This window comes from Sinorhizobium prairiense (assembly GCF_029201645.2).
Classification (GTDB): domain Bacteria; phylum Pseudomonadota; class Alphaproteobacteria; order Rhizobiales; family Rhizobiaceae; genus Sinorhizobium; species Sinorhizobium meliloti_A.
Map to the genome: position 1 here is coordinate 707,444 of NZ_CP104133.1, position 15,315 is coordinate 722,758.

The 15,315-nt window shown below is 63.2% G+C and carries 12 protein-coding genes and 1 pseudogene; 12 read left to right on the forward strand and 1 reads right to left on the reverse strand.

What is annotated here, in order from left to right; genetic code table 11:
• Positions 1 to 39: 39 nt before the first annotated feature.
• Complete coding sequence (locus N0Q91_RS26570) at positions 40 to 1,683, forward strand: Na/Pi cotransporter family protein (RefSeq protein WP_275599632.1); 1,644 nt, start codon at positions 40 to 42, stop codon at positions 1,681 to 1,683.
• A gap of 65 nt (positions 1,684 to 1,748) precedes the next feature.
• On the opposite strand, the gene N0Q91_RS26575 is transcribed toward N0Q91_RS26570, so the two are convergent.
• The gene (locus N0Q91_RS26575) at positions 1,749 to 2,735 is read right to left on the reverse strand and encodes a LacI family DNA-binding transcriptional regulator (RefSeq protein WP_275599633.1); all 987 of its coding nucleotides are present in this window, start codon (positions 2,733 to 2,735) and stop codon (positions 1,749 to 1,751) included.
• A 515-nt stretch (positions 2,736 to 3,250) separates the two neighbouring features.
• Between N0Q91_RS26575 and N0Q91_RS26580 the strand changes: the two genes are divergently transcribed.
• From N0Q91_RS26580 to N0Q91_RS26630, 11 genes and pseudogenes are all read left to right on the forward strand, one after another.
• Positions 3,251 to 5,098 carry an ABC transporter permease gene (locus N0Q91_RS26580; protein WP_275599634.1) on the forward strand — a complete coding sequence of 616 codons (1,848 nt, stop codon included), beginning with the start codon at positions 3,251 to 3,253 and terminating at the stop codon, positions 5,096 to 5,098.
• Positions 5,098 to 6,231 carry an ABC transporter ATP-binding protein gene (locus N0Q91_RS26585; RefSeq protein ID WP_275599635.1) on the forward strand — a complete coding sequence of 378 codons (1,134 nt, stop codon included), beginning with the start codon at positions 5,098 to 5,100 and terminating at the stop codon, positions 6,229 to 6,231. The genes N0Q91_RS26580 and N0Q91_RS26585 overlap by 1 nt, the downstream gene beginning before the upstream one ends.
• Before the next feature lie 40 nt (positions 6,232 to 6,271).
• On the forward strand, positions 6,272 to 7,396 hold the full coding sequence (locus N0Q91_RS26590; protein ID WP_275599636.1) for an ABC transporter substrate-binding protein: 1,125 nt from the start codon (positions 6,272 to 6,274) through the stop codon (positions 7,394 to 7,396).
• A 22-nt stretch (positions 7,397 to 7,418) separates the two neighbouring features.
• Positions 7,419 to 8,549, forward strand: a pseudogene (locus N0Q91_RS26595) (substrate-binding domain-containing protein).
• Between the two features lie 56 nt (positions 8,550 to 8,605).
• Positions 8,606 to 9,490: an inositol monophosphatase family protein gene (locus tag N0Q91_RS26600; RefSeq protein WP_275599637.1), complete on the forward strand. Its 885-nt coding sequence runs from the start codon at positions 8,606 to 8,608 to the stop codon at positions 9,488 to 9,490.
• Between the two features lie 39 nt (positions 9,491 to 9,529).
• On the forward strand, positions 9,530 to 10,171 hold the full coding sequence (locus tag N0Q91_RS26605; protein WP_375341897.1) for a dual specificity protein phosphatase family protein: 642 nt from the start codon (positions 9,530 to 9,532) through the stop codon (positions 10,169 to 10,171).
• Positions 10,171 to 10,539 (forward strand): MurR/RpiR family transcriptional regulator, encoded by a 369-nt coding sequence (locus tag N0Q91_RS26610; protein WP_275599638.1) that lies wholly within the window; start codon positions 10,171 to 10,173, stop codon positions 10,537 to 10,539. The genes N0Q91_RS26605 and N0Q91_RS26610 overlap by 1 nt, the downstream gene beginning before the upstream one ends.
• Before the next feature lie 104 nt (positions 10,540 to 10,643).
• The gene (locus N0Q91_RS26615; protein WP_100670804.1) at positions 10,644 to 10,853 is read left to right on the forward strand and encodes a hypothetical protein; all 210 of its coding nucleotides are present in this window, start codon (positions 10,644 to 10,646) and stop codon (positions 10,851 to 10,853) included.
• A 221-nt stretch (positions 10,854 to 11,074) separates the two neighbouring features.
• Entirely contained in the window at positions 11,075 to 11,764 is a 690-nt protein-coding gene (locus tag N0Q91_RS26620; protein ID WP_003532082.1) for a response regulator, read from the forward strand.
• Positions 11,765 to 11,807: 43 nt separating this feature from the next.
• Complete coding sequence (locus N0Q91_RS26625) at positions 11,808 to 12,977, forward strand: FIST signal transduction protein (protein WP_018095882.1); 1,170 nt, start codon at positions 11,808 to 11,810, stop codon at positions 12,975 to 12,977.
• Positions 12,974 to 15,217 (forward strand): PAS domain-containing hybrid sensor histidine kinase/response regulator, encoded by a 2,244-nt coding sequence (locus N0Q91_RS26630; RefSeq protein ID WP_275599639.1) that lies wholly within the window; start codon positions 12,974 to 12,976, stop codon positions 15,215 to 15,217. Before N0Q91_RS26625 ends, N0Q91_RS26630 begins: the two co-directional genes overlap by 4 nt.
• The last annotated feature ends 98 nt before the right edge of the window (positions 15,218 to 15,315 follow it).

The following is a 15,315-nucleotide window of genomic DNA, read 5'->3' on the forward strand; positions in this document are numbered from 1 at the left end:
GTCGCGTCAACCCGTTGGCAGGCAGGTTAGGGTGGGCTCATGGAATCGGCCATTGTCGGCATCAATCTCTTCGGCGCGGTCGCGCTGCTGCTCTACGGGCTGGCACAGGTCAAGGACGGCATGTCGCGGGCCTGGGGCGCGCGGCTGAGGACCGGCCTCGCCGCCGGCACGCGCGGCGGGCTGCGTTCGTTCGCTGCAGGATTCGTCGCCACAGTGGCCCTCCAGAGTTCGACTGCGACCGCACTCATGGTCGCCTCTTTCGTGGAAAAGGACCTGATTGCGCCGGCGATGGCACAGCTCGTGTTGCTGGGCGCCAATGTCGGGACGGCCGCCACGGCGTGGATCGTGGCGCTCGGTCTTGGCTGGCTGTCGCCGCTGCTCATTCTCGCCGGGGTTGCCCTCGCCCGAGCGCGGTCCGGCGCGCGCAGCGGCGCCGGCAGCGCCGTCGTCGGCATCGGCCTCATGCTGTTGTCATTGCATCTGCTCTCAGCGGCGACCGATCCGCTTCTGCAGTCGCCGGCACTCCGCGCCTTCCTGGCGATGCTCGACAATGCCTGGCCGGTGGCTTTGATCTTCGCCGCCGCACTCGCCATTCTCGCCTCCTCCAGTCTCGCCATCGTGGTGCTCATCCTGTCGCTGGCCTCCGCGGGCGGCATCTCGACCGCGCTCGTCGTCGTTCTTGTCCTCGGTGCCAACCTCGGGGGGGCCGTGCCGCCGGTGCTTGCGACGCTCGGCGCTTCCGCAGGCGCGCGGCGCGTAACGATCGGCAACCTCATCGTCAGGGCAACCGGCTGCGCCATCGCCCTGCCGCTGGCCGGCTATTGTGCGGAATTCATGGAATTGGCAGGGCTTTCGCCGCAAAAGCTCGCCGTCGATGCCCATCTTCTGTTCAACCTGGCCGTGGCGCTGATCGCCTTTCCAGTGTCGCCCCTCCTTTATCGGCTGACGGCCGGCCTCATCCCGCAGGAGGCGGAGAGCGACAACGGGCCACGCTACCTGGACATGAAGGCCCTCGCGAGACCCGTCGCCGCACTAGCCGGTGCCGGTCGCGAGGTCATGGCGGTGGGCGACCTGATCGAGAGCATGCTGGTGCGGGCCCTGGACGCGCTCAAGACGAACGACCTCGCGATGCTTGCCGATATCAGCATGCTCGAAGGGCGGGTGGACCGGATCCAGCATGAGATCAAGCTCTACGTGTCGAGGGTGGGCAAGGACGATATGACGGAAGACGATCACCGCCGGGCCCGGCATATCGTCGATTATGCCATCAACCTCGAGCATATCGGCGATATCATCGAGAAGGGGCTGCATCCCGAGATCGCAAAGAAGATCCGCCTCGGCCTGCGCTTCTCCGAGGACGGCCAGGGCGAACTCGCAAGGCTCTTCGCGATCACGCTCGACAACCTGCGCATGGCCCAGGCGGTCTTCGCGACCGGCGACGCTGAGCTGGCACGCCGTCTCGTGGAGGTGAAGGAGGAGGTGCGCCGGCTCGAGAAGCAATCGGCGGAATGCCACCTGCAGCGCCTGCGCGAAGGGCGGTTGGACAGCATGCAGACGAGTTCGCTGCATCTCGACATGCTGCGCGACCTGAAGCGGATCAACGCCCATGTCGCCTCGGTTGCCCACCCGATCCTCGACGGCAGCGGCCTCCTGATCGAGAGCCGCATCCGCCAGGCCGTCTGAAGCTGAAGCACTTCCAGCAAGAGTGCGCAGCGTCTTCCATCCGGACGTGGCCGAATCAACAGGCCTTAGCGCGCCGTCTGCCGCTCCACCAGGGCTACCGGCACGACCTGCATCCGCGTTTCCGGTTCGTCGCTGTCCAGGGCTGAAAGCACCTTTTCCGTCAGGGCCTGGAAGGATTGGGCAACCGTCGTGAGCCCGTAGCCTTTCCAACCGGCTTGCGGAATGTCGTCGAAGCCGACGATAGAGACGTCCTGCGGTACCCGCCGGTTCATTTCCAGCCGCGCCGCGTCGAGGAAGCCGAGCGCCAGAAGATCGGTCACGCAGAAGGCACCGTCGATCGCCGTGTCGACCAGAAGCTCACGCCCCGCCTGCAGCCCGGACTCGTAACTCGTCGGACCGCCCGACCAGGCGACGACGTCCACGCCCTCGGCCTGCATTCGTTGCGTGAAGGCCCTCGCGCGCCGCAGCTGGGCGGGGGTCTGGCTGCCGCTCGTGACGACGGCGACTTTTTTGCACTTCGCCTCAATCAGCCGCAGTGCCGCGAGGTCGGCGCCGTGGGAGTCGTCGCTCAGCACCATGTTCGTGTCCGTGCGGTCAAGACGCTGGTTGATGAGGATGAGACGCACGCCATTGGCGATGCATTCATCGACGATCGAGGCGGGCGGCTCGCCGGAGAGAACGACGATCGCCTGGGCGCGAAACTCGAACAGAAGCTCGATCAGAGGGGCTATGTCCTGGCGGGCGTCGGCGGCATTCAGAAGGAGGCATTGCTTACCCTGGCGCAAGAGCCCGATGCTCAGCAGGTCCAGCTGCTTGGAAATGAAGGGCGAGGAGAGATTGGCGCCGACGACGCCGATCAGGTTGGAGCGGTCATTGTTCAAGACCTGGGCGAGCCGATTGACGCGATAGCCGAGCTCGCGGGCAGCCTTCAGGACCTTGCGCCGGACAGTCTTCGAGACGCTGGCACCGGGAGTGAAGGTACGCGATACTGCCGAGCGCGAGACGCCCGCACGTTTTGCGACCTCCTCGGCCGTCACAAAAGTCCTCGCCATCCGTCCTCCTTTCGGCATCGATCAGCCCTCTATCAGAGGCCATGAACCGCGAAAAGTTCCAAGCGGAAAATTGCTCGGGCCGCGGCCGGCCGGCTTTCAATCCCTGCTGCCTTTCCCGGGCCCGACAGGCACATCGAGCCCGTTCCGGAGCGGGAATACAAATGAACACGTGTGCTTATCAAGAATATGCAGCAAATACAATATGATAGATGACTGATCACGTGTGCATTTTTCTGTTGACAAACGGGCGGACTGAATCGATCATACGTTCCATAAAGACACGGAATTTGGAATTTTCATTCCGTCAGCGGGCCGGACGACGGCGCGGTTCGTCTCAGGGGAGGAGACGCCGCGAAGCTGTTGGCGGCGACGTCGCAGCAACGGCATGGCCCGGGAGGAACGGAGGCGGGCTGCCGGTGCGGTACAGCGGGCCCGAGCTTTCCGCAAACGACTTCAGCGCGCGGTGACGGACATCGATGCCGGCGAAGCAAGCATAAGCGGCCATGGGAGGAACAATGGCTCTTCTAAGTGAACCGGCAAAGGCGGCAGCCGAAAACCGGTCTGCCGCGCCTTCGGCCTGGCAGGCATGGCGCTATCGGTTGAAGGTTGCCCTGCGTGAACCCACGACCCTGATCGGTGTTCTGACGGCGTTGCTGTTCACATACCTGATCGTCGTTCCGATCATTTCCATCGTGCTCGACGCCGTTCGCGTGCAGTTCGGGCACGAGCGGCGTCTGAGCAAGGATGTCGGCGATCTCACGCTCTACTATCTCGACAGAGCGCTGTTCTCGCCGGTGTCGGCGGACCTGTTCTGGCGACCGCTCTTCAATACGCTCTCGGTAGCCGTGGGCGCCATATCGCTGTCGCTGCTGATCGGCACTGTGCTTGCCTGGCTCATCAGCCGGACGGACATGTTCGGGCGCCGCTGGTTCGCGACCGCGCTGATCGTGCCCTACATGCTGCCGGCCTGGACCTTCGCGCTCGCCTGGACGACGCTCTTCAAGAACCGTACGGTCGGCGGCCAGCCCGGATGGCTGGAAGCGATGGGGCTGACGCCGCCCGACTGGCTTGCCTATGGCCGGATTCCGATCACCATCATCCTCGCGCTGCACTATACGCCCTTCGTCATTCTCCTGTTCGGCTCGGCGCTCAGGCGCTTCGATTCCCAGCTCGAGGATTCGGCACGCATTCTCGGCGCCAGGCGCCACCAGGTGGCGCTGCAGATCATCCTGCCCCTGATGCGGCCGGCATTGCTCTCCTCGATGGTGCTCATCTTCGCCAAGTGCCTGGGCGAATTCGGCGTGCCCTATGTGCTTGGTCTGCCGGTCAAGTTCGAAGTTCTCTCGACGTCGCTCTTCCGCAGCATCGCCTCGCGCCAGACGGGCGTCGCCGGGGTGATCGCCGGCTCGATCATGCTGATAGGCATCATCACTCTGTGGATCGATGCACGGCTGGTGCGCGAGGCACGGCGGTTCGTCACGATCGGTTCGAAGGGGTCGATGAACCGGCAGAGTCGCCTTGGCCCCATGCGTCTGCCGGCGGCGGGATTCGCCGCCACGGTCTTTCTGTTGAGCGTAGGCTTGCCGCTCCTCACCTTGTTGCTGTCGACGATCATGAAGATACCTGCGAGGTTCACGCTCGACAACTTCACGCTGGACTACTGGATCGGTCGGGATCTCGACACGATTGCCCTGAAGACCGGCATCCTCTTGAGCCCCGATCTCTGGGACGCTGCAAAGAACACGCTGACGATCGTCGGCCTCGCCTCGGTAACCTCCGGCATTCTCGGCCTGCTGGTCGGCTACGTGGTCATCCGCACGCCGGTGCGCCTCCTGTCGGTCTATCTTCGGCAGGTGACCTTCCTGCCCTATCTGGTACCCGGCATCGCCTTTGCCGCTGCCTATTTGTCGCTTTTCGCGGTTCCCCGCGGCCCATTGCCGGCGCTCTATGGCACGGTCATCATCCTCATTCTCGCGCTCATCGCCGACCAGATGCCCTACGCCTCGCGCGCCGGCATCTCGGCCATGACGCAGCTCGGCAAGGACCCGGAGGAGGCGGCCCAGGTCGCCGGAGCCGGCTGGCTCAGGCGGATGATCTCGATCGTCATTCCGATCCAGAAAGGCTCGCTCGTGACGGGGGTGCTGCTGCCGTTCATCTCCGGGATCAAGGGCCTCAGCCTTTTCGTCATCCTGGCGGTGCCGAGCACGGATGTGCTGACCACCTATTCGTTGCGGCTGGTCGACTACCACTACACGCAGGCCGCGAATGCCGTGGTGCTCATCATCGCCGCCATCGCCTATGGCGGCACGCTCATCGCCCAGAAGCTGACCCGCACAAATCTTGCAGAAGGACTTGGAAGCTGATGCCAACGATCAACCTGCGCGGTGCGCAGAAGAACTACGGCGTGAATTCCGCAAACGCCGTGTCCAACCTCGATCTCGAGATCCGCGATGGCGAATTCATGTGCCTCCTCGGGCCATCGGGTTGCGGGAAAACCACGACGCTCCGGATGATTGCCGGCCTCGAGAACCTGTCGGGCGGCGAAATCAAGGTCGGCGATCGTGTGGTCGACTGCGTGGCCGGCGGGGTCTTCGTACCGCCGGAGAAGCGGGAGATGGGCCTCGTCTTCCAAAGCTATGCCTTGTGGCCGCATCTGACGATCGAGCGCAACACGGATTTCGGCCTCAGACTGCGGAAGCTCCCCAAAGCGGAAAGGGAGGAGCGCGTCGAGCGCGTCATGCAGGCGCTCGATATCGCCAAATACCGGGACCGCTATCCGTCGCAACTGTCCGGCGGCCAGCAGCAGCGAGTGGCCCTTGCCCGCATGCTGGCCATCAACCCCGGCGTGCTGCTCCTCGACGAGCCGCTCTCCAATCTGGATGCGCGGTTGCGCCTGGAAATGCGGGCGGAGCTCAAGCGGCTGCATAAGGAATTCAAGACCACCATCGTCTTCGTCACCCATGATCAATGGGAGGCGATGACGCTCGCGACGACGATCGCCGTCATGAACGAAGGCACTCTGCAGCAGATGGGCACGCCGAACGACATCTACGATCGCCCGGCGAACCGTTTCGTCGCAGAGTTCGTCGGCAGTCCCCCGATCAACATATTGACCTTCGGCGAGCCCGGCACGTCTGACGTGGCCGACAAGGCGGAGGCCTATCTTGCCACGCGTTATCCGCACCTCACGGGGGTAGGCTCCGTCGGCATCCGCCCGGAGGCGATCGGCTATGCAACGCGGATCGAGGATGTGCCGAAGGGCAGCTTCTCCGGCGAGACAACCGTGACCGGCGTTCTGCCGACCGGAGGCAACTGGATCCTGGAGCTCAGGAGCGAGAGCCACACCCTGTTCCTGACGACCCATGTTCTGCCGCGGATCGAGCAGGGCGCCAGGGTGTTTTTCTTCGCGCCGCCGGAGGCCCTGCATGTCTTCGATACGGACGGCCGCCGGATCGCGGAGGCGGACGCGCGACTGAGAAGCCTCGCCTACAACTGATAACCGACAAACCGGAAAAACCTGCGGAGGGAGAAAAAATATGAAGCGGAATGTGAGAAGCGGCAGATTTTTGCTTTGCGCGACGGCGATGCTGACCGTGCTTGGCACGGGAGCACGGTCGGAGGAACCTTTCGATATCGACGCCCTTGTCGAGGCGGCCCGCAAGGAAAAGCCGATCACCGTCTATGACAGCACCGGCAAAATCGTCGAGATGGCGAAGAATTTCGCCGACAAATACGACGTCGGCGCGGAGGGCTCGAAGGTCAAGGCATCGGCCCAGCTCGAGATGATCATCCGTGAGGCCCGGGCCAACAACATCCAGGGCGACGTCTCCATCATCAGCGACGCTCCGGCCGCCATGGCGCAGCTCATCCCGCAGGGATTTGCCGAGAGCTGGCTGCCCCCGGATCTCGCAGCGAACATTCCGGCGGAGTACCAGGACCCGTTGACGGTGGTCACCAGCGCCAATGTCTGGGCCTACAATACCGAGCTCTTCGACAAATGCCCGGTCACGAATATCTGGCAGCTGACCGAGCCCGAATGGAAGGGCAAGGTCGCCATGCAGGATCCGCTCGGGAAGGCATCCTATGTCGACTGGTTCAACCAGATGGCGAAGCACGGCGACGAAGAGGTCGCTGCCGCCTATAAGGCGCTCTACGGCAAGGATATCCAGACCGAGGAGGCAAGCGCGACCGCGGCCTGGGTCAAGGCGCTTGCAGCCAACGCGCCGCTCCTGACCGATGCGGACGCCGCGGCGGCCGATGCGGTCGGCGCGCCCGGGCAATCCGAACCCTTCATGGGACTGATGAGCTCCGCGAAGTTCCGCGACAATGCGGAAAAGGGCATGAAGCTCGGCCTCTGCAAGGACCTGAAGCCATGGGTCGGCTGGCTCTATCCGGGCGTCGGGCTGATCACCAAGGGCACGGACAGCCCAAATGCTGCGCGCCTCTTCATCCACTACGTCATGACGGCCGAAGGGATCGCTCCGCAGGCCGTGGACGGCAAGATGTCGACCAACAGGGAAGTGGCTCCGCCGGCGGACGAACCGTCGGGGATAGCGACCGTTCTCGACCAGCTTCTGCCCTACAGCATGGCGACCAGCCTCGACGACTGGGACGCGCGTGAGACGTGGCAGGATTTCTGGCGCGTGCACTATCAAAAATAGAAGCCGGAAGCGGGAGGAGATGATGAAGGCGCATATTCACAGGATAGGGCGGACCGCGGTGGCCGCGCTCGGAACTCGCAGCCGGAGTGATTTCGGCCACGGCTGTTGCGGCAGACGGGTTCGACCTCGATCGCGTGATCGCGGCGGCAAGGAGCGAAAAACCGATCACCATCTATGACAGCACCGGCAAGATCGTGGAGATGGCGGAAAATTTCAGCGCCAAATACGGGCTGAAGGCGGCCGGCATGAAGGTGTCGGCGAACAGCCAGCTCGAAATGATCATCCGCGAGGCGCAGGCGGACAATGTGCAGGGAGACGTCGTCCTGATCACCGACGCGCCGGCAGCCTTGGCGCAGCTTCTGCCGGAGGAATTCGTGCAGAGTTATCTGCCGGAGGACATGACTGCCAAGATACCGGCGGAGTTTCAAAATCCGCTGGCGATTTCGACCAATGCCAATGTCTGGGCCTACAACACCGAAGCCTATGACAAATGCCCGGTTTCCAACATATGGGAACTGACGGAGCCGAAGTGGAAGGGCAAGGTCGCGCTCGTCGACCCGTTGACGAAGAGCACCTATACCGACTGGTTCAACCAGATGGAGGCGCATGGCGACGACAAGGTCGCCGCCGCCTACAAGGCGCATTTCGGCAAGGATTTGCAGACGGAGGAGAAAGCGCATCCGCCGCCTGGATCAAGGCGCTGGCGGAGAATGCGCCGCTAGCGACGGACGGCGACGATCCCGTGGCCGAGGCCGTGGGCGCGCCAGGGCAGAAGGCGCCGTTCTTCGGCCTCCTGAGCTCGGCCAAGTTCCGCGACAACGAAGCCAAGGGATACAAGCTCGGCATCTGCAAGGACCTCGACCCCTGGATCGGCTGGACCTACGTCAAGCTCGGGCTGATCGCCTCCAAGACAGCGAGCCCGAACGCCGCCAGGCTCTTCGTCCACTATATCCTTACGGAAGAAGGCATCGGCCCGCAGATGAAGGACGGCAAGCTGCCGACCAACATCGACATCAAGATGCCCGCCGACGAGCCGTCCGGATTGATGGCCGTGTCCGATCGGCTCTTCGGCTACGATTCATCCACCGGCCTCAGCGACTTCGACCGGCGCGAGGAGTGGCAGGACTTCTGGCGCAGCAATTACAGCAAGTGACCGCGTTCCGGCGCGGGCGTCGCGCCGGGCTTTCCTCCAACAGACTGGGATATCCAATGCAGCAAAGTCCGCCTTCCGGACCGATGATCGCCGATCGCCATGCCGTTGCTCTCTCGCAGCGCCTTGCGGAGACCGCGCGGGGAGCAGCCCTTGCGGTCCGAGCGCCCCTTCTCGAGGCGTTCCGTTTCGAAATGGCGGTGGACTACAAGGCCGATCTGCACGACATCGTGACTGTCCACGACCGGCGGGCGGAGGCGATCATTCGAGCTTATATATTCGAGCATGAGCCGAACTCGGCGGTCATGGGCGAGGAGGGCGGCCAGACGGGCGACGGCGAGTTCCAGTGGTATGTCGACCCGATCGACGGGACGGCGAATTTCGCGCGCGGAATTGCCTTCTGGTGCGTATCGGTCGCCGTGGTCAAGGATGGGGCCGTGCTCGCCGGCGCCGTCTACGACCCGGTGGCGGACCTCATGTTCTCGGCCGATCTCGAAAAGGCGGAGCTGAACGGCAAGGCACTCGCTTCGCGTGCCGCCGGTGATGAAAAGCGCGCCACTCTGATCACGGGCTACCCGGTTGCGCGTGATTTCCGGCTCGACGGCCGCGAGGCGGCGCTTGCCAATTTCGGAGCATTGACGGAAACCTTCTCGACACTGCGCCGGCCCGGAAGCGCGGCGCTCAGCATCGCCCATGTGGCGGCCGGATGGGCGGACGCCGCAGCCGGCTTCGGCGTCAACGCCTGGGACGTCGCCGCTGCAACGCTCATCCTCAGGAATGCCGGCGGGCGATACGAGCCGCTAACCCTCGGCAAGGTGGCGGTCGATGCCGCGGATTTCATGTGCCCGGGCTATATCGCCACCGGGAGAGGGGCGGATTATCCGACCCTCGAGCGGGTCGCCCGATCGATCTCGGCGTCACGGATCGCAAAGGCCGGACATTAGCAGGCGCATCGACGCAGTCAGACACAGCGCGACGACCTTATGTCGGCGCCGGAGAAAAGCATGCAGCACTTGGAAACAGACCCGCAATCGATCGACGCCGAACTTCCGAAGCTCAGCCTGGTCTACGATAAGCACCCGCTCTACGGCGTCGATCTCTTCATCAGCGGCAAGGAAGGCGCGAGCGATCTCGATCTGCTGCGCCGGAACGGCGTCACCACCGTGGTCAATTGTGCGGTCAACCTGGATTTCAACTATGTGCGGCAGGCTGACTTGGTATCGGATCACCAAGGCAGCGCCTACGGACCCGGGGAGATCCGCTATTACAAGATCGGCTTGATCGATGGTTCCGGCAACCCGGACACGCAGATGGTCGCGGCCTATTACATTCTGCGCGCCGCCCTGGAGCAGATCTTGCCGGAGAAGCCGTCCTATCCGAGGCGGGAACGTGGCAACGTGCTTGTCAATTGCCGGGGAGGACGATCGCGTTCGGTGATCGTCATGGCGCTGTTTCTGCACCTGACGCTTCCTTCGGAATTCTCGACGCTTGCCGGCGCGATCGCGCACATTCGCGAGCGCCGCCAACTCGCGCGCGCAGAGTGGTACAAGGCCCCGAAACCCGTTCTCATCGAGGCAGCAGCCCGTGCGGCGGAGTGGGTGCGGCTGATCGAGGATGTCCGTTGATGGCTTTGCTGTCCGCAACGGCCGAGGAGAAAGAAACCGATCGCAAGGCAATGAGCTGCCGACGCGGAAGAATGCCTCCCTCCAACCTTCGCGAACTCAAGGCCATGATCGCGAAGAAGGAGGTGATCTTTGCCGGCGAACGCAAGCGCGTCATGCGCGCCATACTCGACCATCCCGACATCATCGCCTTCGGCACGGCGACTTCGATAGCGGATGAGTGCGGCGTGTCCACGGCCACGGTCGTGCGTCTGGCGGGTCACCTCGGTTTCAGGAAGTTCCGCGATTTCAAGAATCTGTTTTGCGATCATCTGAAAGAAACGCGCGCCTCGCCGCAACGGATGCTCCGCTCGCCTCCCCGATCACGATGATCCCCGGCCGCGCATGCCCACCGCTTTCGGCCGGTGGCTGGCGCATTCCCGCGCGGGCGGTTATATTAGTCCGTGCGTAAGCTTCATCCGAAACGGGAGAAGTCATGGACCCGGTGACGCTCGTACTGACCGTATGCCTTGCAATGGCACCCGAAAAATGCCGGGAGGAAACGCTGCAGTTTCAGGACCTGAGGTCGTTGAATCAATGCATGTTCCAGTCCGCGGTGTACATCGCCGAATGGTCCGAGCAGCATCCGGCGCTTCGCGTCAAGAAGTGGCGATGCAGGGTTGCGGATGCGAGCCGCCCTGTCTGAATACCTGGGCCCCTGAACGAGGCGCTTGAATCTCGCAAGCGTATCGCCGACAGTGTAGCGTCGCATGGCAAATCTCGGAATTGCCCGGGGTGGAAAACTGTGCGACAACGATTCGCGTCGTGCTGGGGAGAGTACGACGGCCTGGGAGAGAGATATTCTCGGTGAATTCGGAGTGGCCTTGAGTCGCTCTGTTGGCTTGGAAGTATCTCGGGAGGAGAGCCATGCCGCGGACAGCCTTGCCCGTTCATTCGCTTTCGATAAAGTCGGCCCTGGTGATCGATGATCATCCGCTCTATTGCGATGCTCTGGCCGCGACGATGGAAAGCACCTTCAATACGCGCCGCATCAGAACGGCGACGTCGCTGAGCGAAGCGTTGCAGCAGCTCAGGATGCGCTTCTCGCCCGATCTGATCATGCTGGATCTGAACCTGCCCGATGCATCCGGCTTGAGCGGTTTTCTGAAAATCAAGGAGAAGATGCCCGATATTCCGGTCATCGTGATCTCCGCCTTCACGTCGAAGGACGTGGTTCAATCGGTCATCGCCGCCGGTGCCGCGGGGTTCATCCCCAAGGACATCGACCGTCATAATTTCCAGGAAGCGATGCAGGATATCTGGAACGGCAAGACCTATGTGCCGCCGGGCTATGCGGTGCCGGCGCGCGCGACGGCGACGGACCAGTCTGTGGAGACGATCTCGCGCAAGATCGCGCATCTGTCGCAGCAGCAGACCCGCATTCTGAGCCTGATCTGCGAAGGCATGCCGAACAAGCTGATCGCCTACGAGATGCAACTGGCCGAGGCGACCGTCAAGGCGCATATCACGGCGCTTCTGCGCCGGCTGGGCGTCCACAATCGCACCCAGGCGGCGATGCTGGTACGCGAAGTATCGATCCGCCACAGCCTGCAGTGAGGTGTGCCCGGCCTGCCGGGATGGAGTTGGAGGGTGACGGTGCATGACGGCTGTCGACGATCTTGACCGCAAACCCGCCGAGGCGGTGCGGCTCGCGACATCACGCGCCGATGATGCGTTCACCGCCCTCGCCGAAATCAGACGGCAGCTCGCCACGGCGAGGCCGAGCTTTATCTTTCTGTTCGTGCCGGACCGGCTGCAGCCGGAAGACCTTGCCGCTGCGCTCAGAAAGTCGCTGCCGAATACGGTCGTCTTCGGCTGCACGACAGCCGGCCAGATCACGCCGCGCGGCTATGAAAACGATACTCTGCTGGCGGTCGCCTTCCAGCGGCATCATTTTCGGGTGGCGTCGATCCTGTTCCAACCGATTTCGCCGGTCTCGATTGCCGATGTCGTTTCGCAGACCGAGCGGCTCGCCACACAGTTCCGCGTGACGCCGGGCCGCAAGCGGCTGGCGCTGATTTTCGCCGACGGACTGTCCAAGCAGGAGGATATTCTGGTGGCGGCCCTGGAGGCAGGGCTGAAGGACATTCCCGTCTTTGGCGGTTCGGCCGGCGACGGGCTGCGGTTCCAGCGCACCCAGGTGCTTCGCAACGGTGAATTCCACAGCAATGCCGCGCTCCTCCTGCTGCTCGAAACCGATCTGGAGTTCAGCGGTCTCGGCTTCGATCATTTTCAGCCCACCGACAAACGCATGGTGGTTACCCGCGCGGTCCCCGAGGAACGGCTGGTCCTGGAGATCAATGGTTCGCCGGCGGCGGAGGAATATGCCCGGCTGGTCAAGGTGCCGGTCGGCGAATTGTCGCCGATGGTCTTCGCCGAGAATCCGGTACTGGTGCGCAACGGCAATCTCTATCACGTGCGGGCGATCCAGCAGATTCAAGGCGAGCACGGGCTCACCTTCCTGTCGGCGATCGACGATGGTCTGCTGTTGCGCCTCGGCCGCGGCAAGGAAATCATCCGAACGCTCGAGACGGGGCTGGCGGTCAGCGGCCACGACGGTGAGGCCCCGGATTTCATCCTCGGTTTCGATTGTTATCTGCGCAAGCTCGAGATCGAGCGCAAGGGTCTGGACAGCGAGGTTTCCGAGCAGTTGCGGCAGCGCCGGGTCGTCGGGTTCAACACCTATGGAGAACAGCATCTCGGCGTGCACGTGAACCAGACCTTTGTCGGCGTCGCCTTTTTCCGGCCGAAGGCGGGAGCGCCGCTATGATCGATCCGAACGAGCCCTACGAACTTCAGATCGCCAAGCAGGCAAGGATCATCGAGGCGCTGGTCAACCGGGCCGAGCGCGGCCACGAAGTCGGGGGTTCCGCCTATTCGCTGTTCGAATCCGCCATCGCCCTTCAGGCGGAGGTCTGGGAAAAGACCAAGGATCTCGAAAAGGCTCTCGATACGCTCGACCGGGCCTCGAGCGAGCTCGAGGTCGCCTACCAGGCGCAGGAGCGGATTCAGAGAAATCTCGCCGATGCCATGGTGGCGATGGAGGACGGCTTCGCACTTTTTTCCGAGGAACGACTGCAGGCGTGCAATGCGCAGTTCCGCAATTTGCTGCCCGACGTGGAGCCGCTGATCAAGCCCGGCCTCGGTTTCGACGACTATCTGGCAGCGGTCAACGCAAGCAAGTATCTGAACCGGGAGGAGAATGGCCTGGCGGGCCGGCCCCAGCCGGTGGCGAAGGGGCAGGGATCCGGCCAGCGCTTTTCGTCCTTCGTGATGGTGCTGCGGAACGATCGCTGGTTCCAGATTTCCTATCGGCAGACCAGTTCCGGCAATATCACTGTCCTGCAGACCGAAATCACCGACATCGTGCGGGAGAACCGGCGCGAGAAGAACCGCCTGATCGACCAGCAGTCCCATCTGCTGCAGGCGGCCTTCGATCACATGTCGCTCGGCGTCTGCACGTTTTCGTCAGGCGGCGAATTGCTGGTTCGCAACGAGCGCTTCGGTGAGCTTCTCGGCGTGCCGCTTGCGCTTCTGAAAAAGGGGAGTCCCTTTCAGCGCATCGTCGAACATGTCGAGCGCCACGAGATTCTCGAGCGGGAAGGGCGCCGGTCCAGGGTCGCCGGCTGGTTCAAGGCGGTGCGCCGCGGCGAGGCGGTGCAGGAGCGCTTCCGCCGGCGCGACGGCATGAGCCTCGACATCCGCATCCATTCCCTGCCCGATGACGGTTTCATCGTTTCGATCATGGACGTGACGGCAGAGACGCAGGCCTCGGCGCTTCTGGAGCAACGGGTGCAGGAGCGCACGGCCGAATTGACCGAGGCCAATCGCCTGCTGCAGATACACGCCGACGAGCAGACCAAGATCGAGGCGGCGCTTCGGCACGCCAAGGAGGCTGCCGAGGCAGCCCACACGTCCAAGACCCGCTTTCTGGCGGCTGCCAGTCATGATCTCCTTCAGCCGATCAACGCCGCCAAACTCTATCTGTCGATGCTGACGGACAAGGTGGGGCAGCCGGGCACGGAGGAGGTGGTCAGGCGCCTGAAGCGATCCTTCACCTCGATCGAATCGCTCCTGCAGGCGCTTCTCGACATTTCGCGCCTCGACAGCTCGGGAGCCGAATTCAACGTCACCTCGTTCAATCTCGGCAATCTGCTGCAGGGCGTGGCCGAGGATCTGGCGCCCCTGGCAACGGAAAGGGGGATCGACCTTCGGATCGTGCCTTCCTCACGCTGGATCAGCAGCGATCAGCGCTACCTGATGCGCTGCGTCCAGAACCTTGTCGTGAACGCCATTCAATATACGGAGCGCGGGCGTGTCCTGGTCGGTTGCCGGCTGGCGGGCGATGCCGTGCGAATAGAAGTGTGGGATACCGGCGTCGGAATATCCGAGGAAGATCGGACACGGATATTCAAGGAGTTCACCCGGGCAAGCGGCGCGGCAAAGGGTCCGGGCATGGGACTTGGTCTGTCGATCGTCGAGCGGGCATGCCGGCATCTCGATCACCCCATCCGGCTGGCATCGCGGCCGGGCCAGGGTTCCGTCTTCTCGATCGAAGTGCCGCTGGCCGCGCCCGGCCATGCCAGCGTCAGCGAGGATCCGAGGATGGAGCCGATGCTCGACGGCAGCCTCGATCTGATCGTGATGATCGTCGAGAACGATGCAGACGAGCTGCACGCGATGACTCAGGTTCTGGAGAGCTGGGGAGCCAGCGTTCTGGCGGCGGACTCGACTGCGGATGCGGCGGCGCTGATGCAGGAAATCGGCACGGCTCCCGACATCTTGCTGGTCGATTATCAGCTGGACGAAGAGGACAACGGCATAGAAACCATTCATACGCTGCGCGCGCTCGCAGGAGCCGAAATACCGGCGATCATCATTTCCGCCAACCGGCAGCGGCAATTCCTGCAGCTTTGTAACGAAATGTCCTTCGCCGTGCTCACCAAGCCGGTGCAGCTGGTGCGGCTCAGGGCGCTGATCGACTGGAAGACCCGGGCCCGCGTGGCGTGAGACAAACACAGACAAAGGTATCCGATGACATTGCCGGGGCCGCTGCTAGGCTCGAAACCGGTAAACGGAGCCTCGGAACGGGCCACAATCGGACGGTG

Excerpts from the sequence above, each read along its gene's own strand:
- N0Q91_RS26570 (WP_275599632.1), top strand. The coding sequence starts at position 40 with ATGGAATCGGCCATTGTCGGCATCAATCTCTTCGGCGCGGTCGCGCTG.
- N0Q91_RS26575 (WP_275599633.1), bottom strand. The coding sequence starts at position 2,735 with ATGGCGAGGACTTTTGTGACGGCCGAGGAGGTCGCAAAACGTGCGGGC.
- N0Q91_RS26580 (WP_275599634.1), top strand. The coding sequence starts at position 3,251 with ATGGCTCTTCTAAGTGAACCGGCAAAGGCGGCAGCCGAAAACCGGTCT.
- N0Q91_RS26585 (WP_275599635.1), top strand. The coding sequence starts at position 5,098 with ATGCCAACGATCAACCTGCGCGGTGCGCAGAAGAACTACGGCGTGAAT.
- N0Q91_RS26590 (WP_275599636.1), top strand. The coding sequence starts at position 6,272 with ATGAAGCGGAATGTGAGAAGCGGCAGATTTTTGCTTTGCGCGACGGCG.
- N0Q91_RS26600 (WP_275599637.1), top strand. The coding sequence starts at position 8,606 with ATGCAGCAAAGTCCGCCTTCCGGACCGATGATCGCCGATCGCCATGCC.
- N0Q91_RS26605 (WP_375341897.1), top strand. The coding sequence starts at position 9,530 with ATGTCGGCGCCGGAGAAAAGCATGCAGCACTTGGAAACAGACCCGCAA.
- N0Q91_RS26610 (WP_275599638.1), top strand. The coding sequence starts at position 10,171 with ATGGCTTTGCTGTCCGCAACGGCCGAGGAGAAAGAAACCGATCGCAAG.
- N0Q91_RS26615 (WP_100670804.1), top strand. The coding sequence starts at position 10,644 with ATGGACCCGGTGACGCTCGTACTGACCGTATGCCTTGCAATGGCACCC.
- N0Q91_RS26620 (WP_003532082.1), top strand. The coding sequence starts at position 11,075 with ATGCCGCGGACAGCCTTGCCCGTTCATTCGCTTTCGATAAAGTCGGCC.
- N0Q91_RS26625 (WP_018095882.1), top strand. The coding sequence starts at position 11,808 with ATGACGGCTGTCGACGATCTTGACCGCAAACCCGCCGAGGCGGTGCGG.
- N0Q91_RS26630 (WP_275599639.1), top strand. The coding sequence starts at position 12,974 with ATGATCGATCCGAACGAGCCCTACGAACTTCAGATCGCCAAGCAGGCA.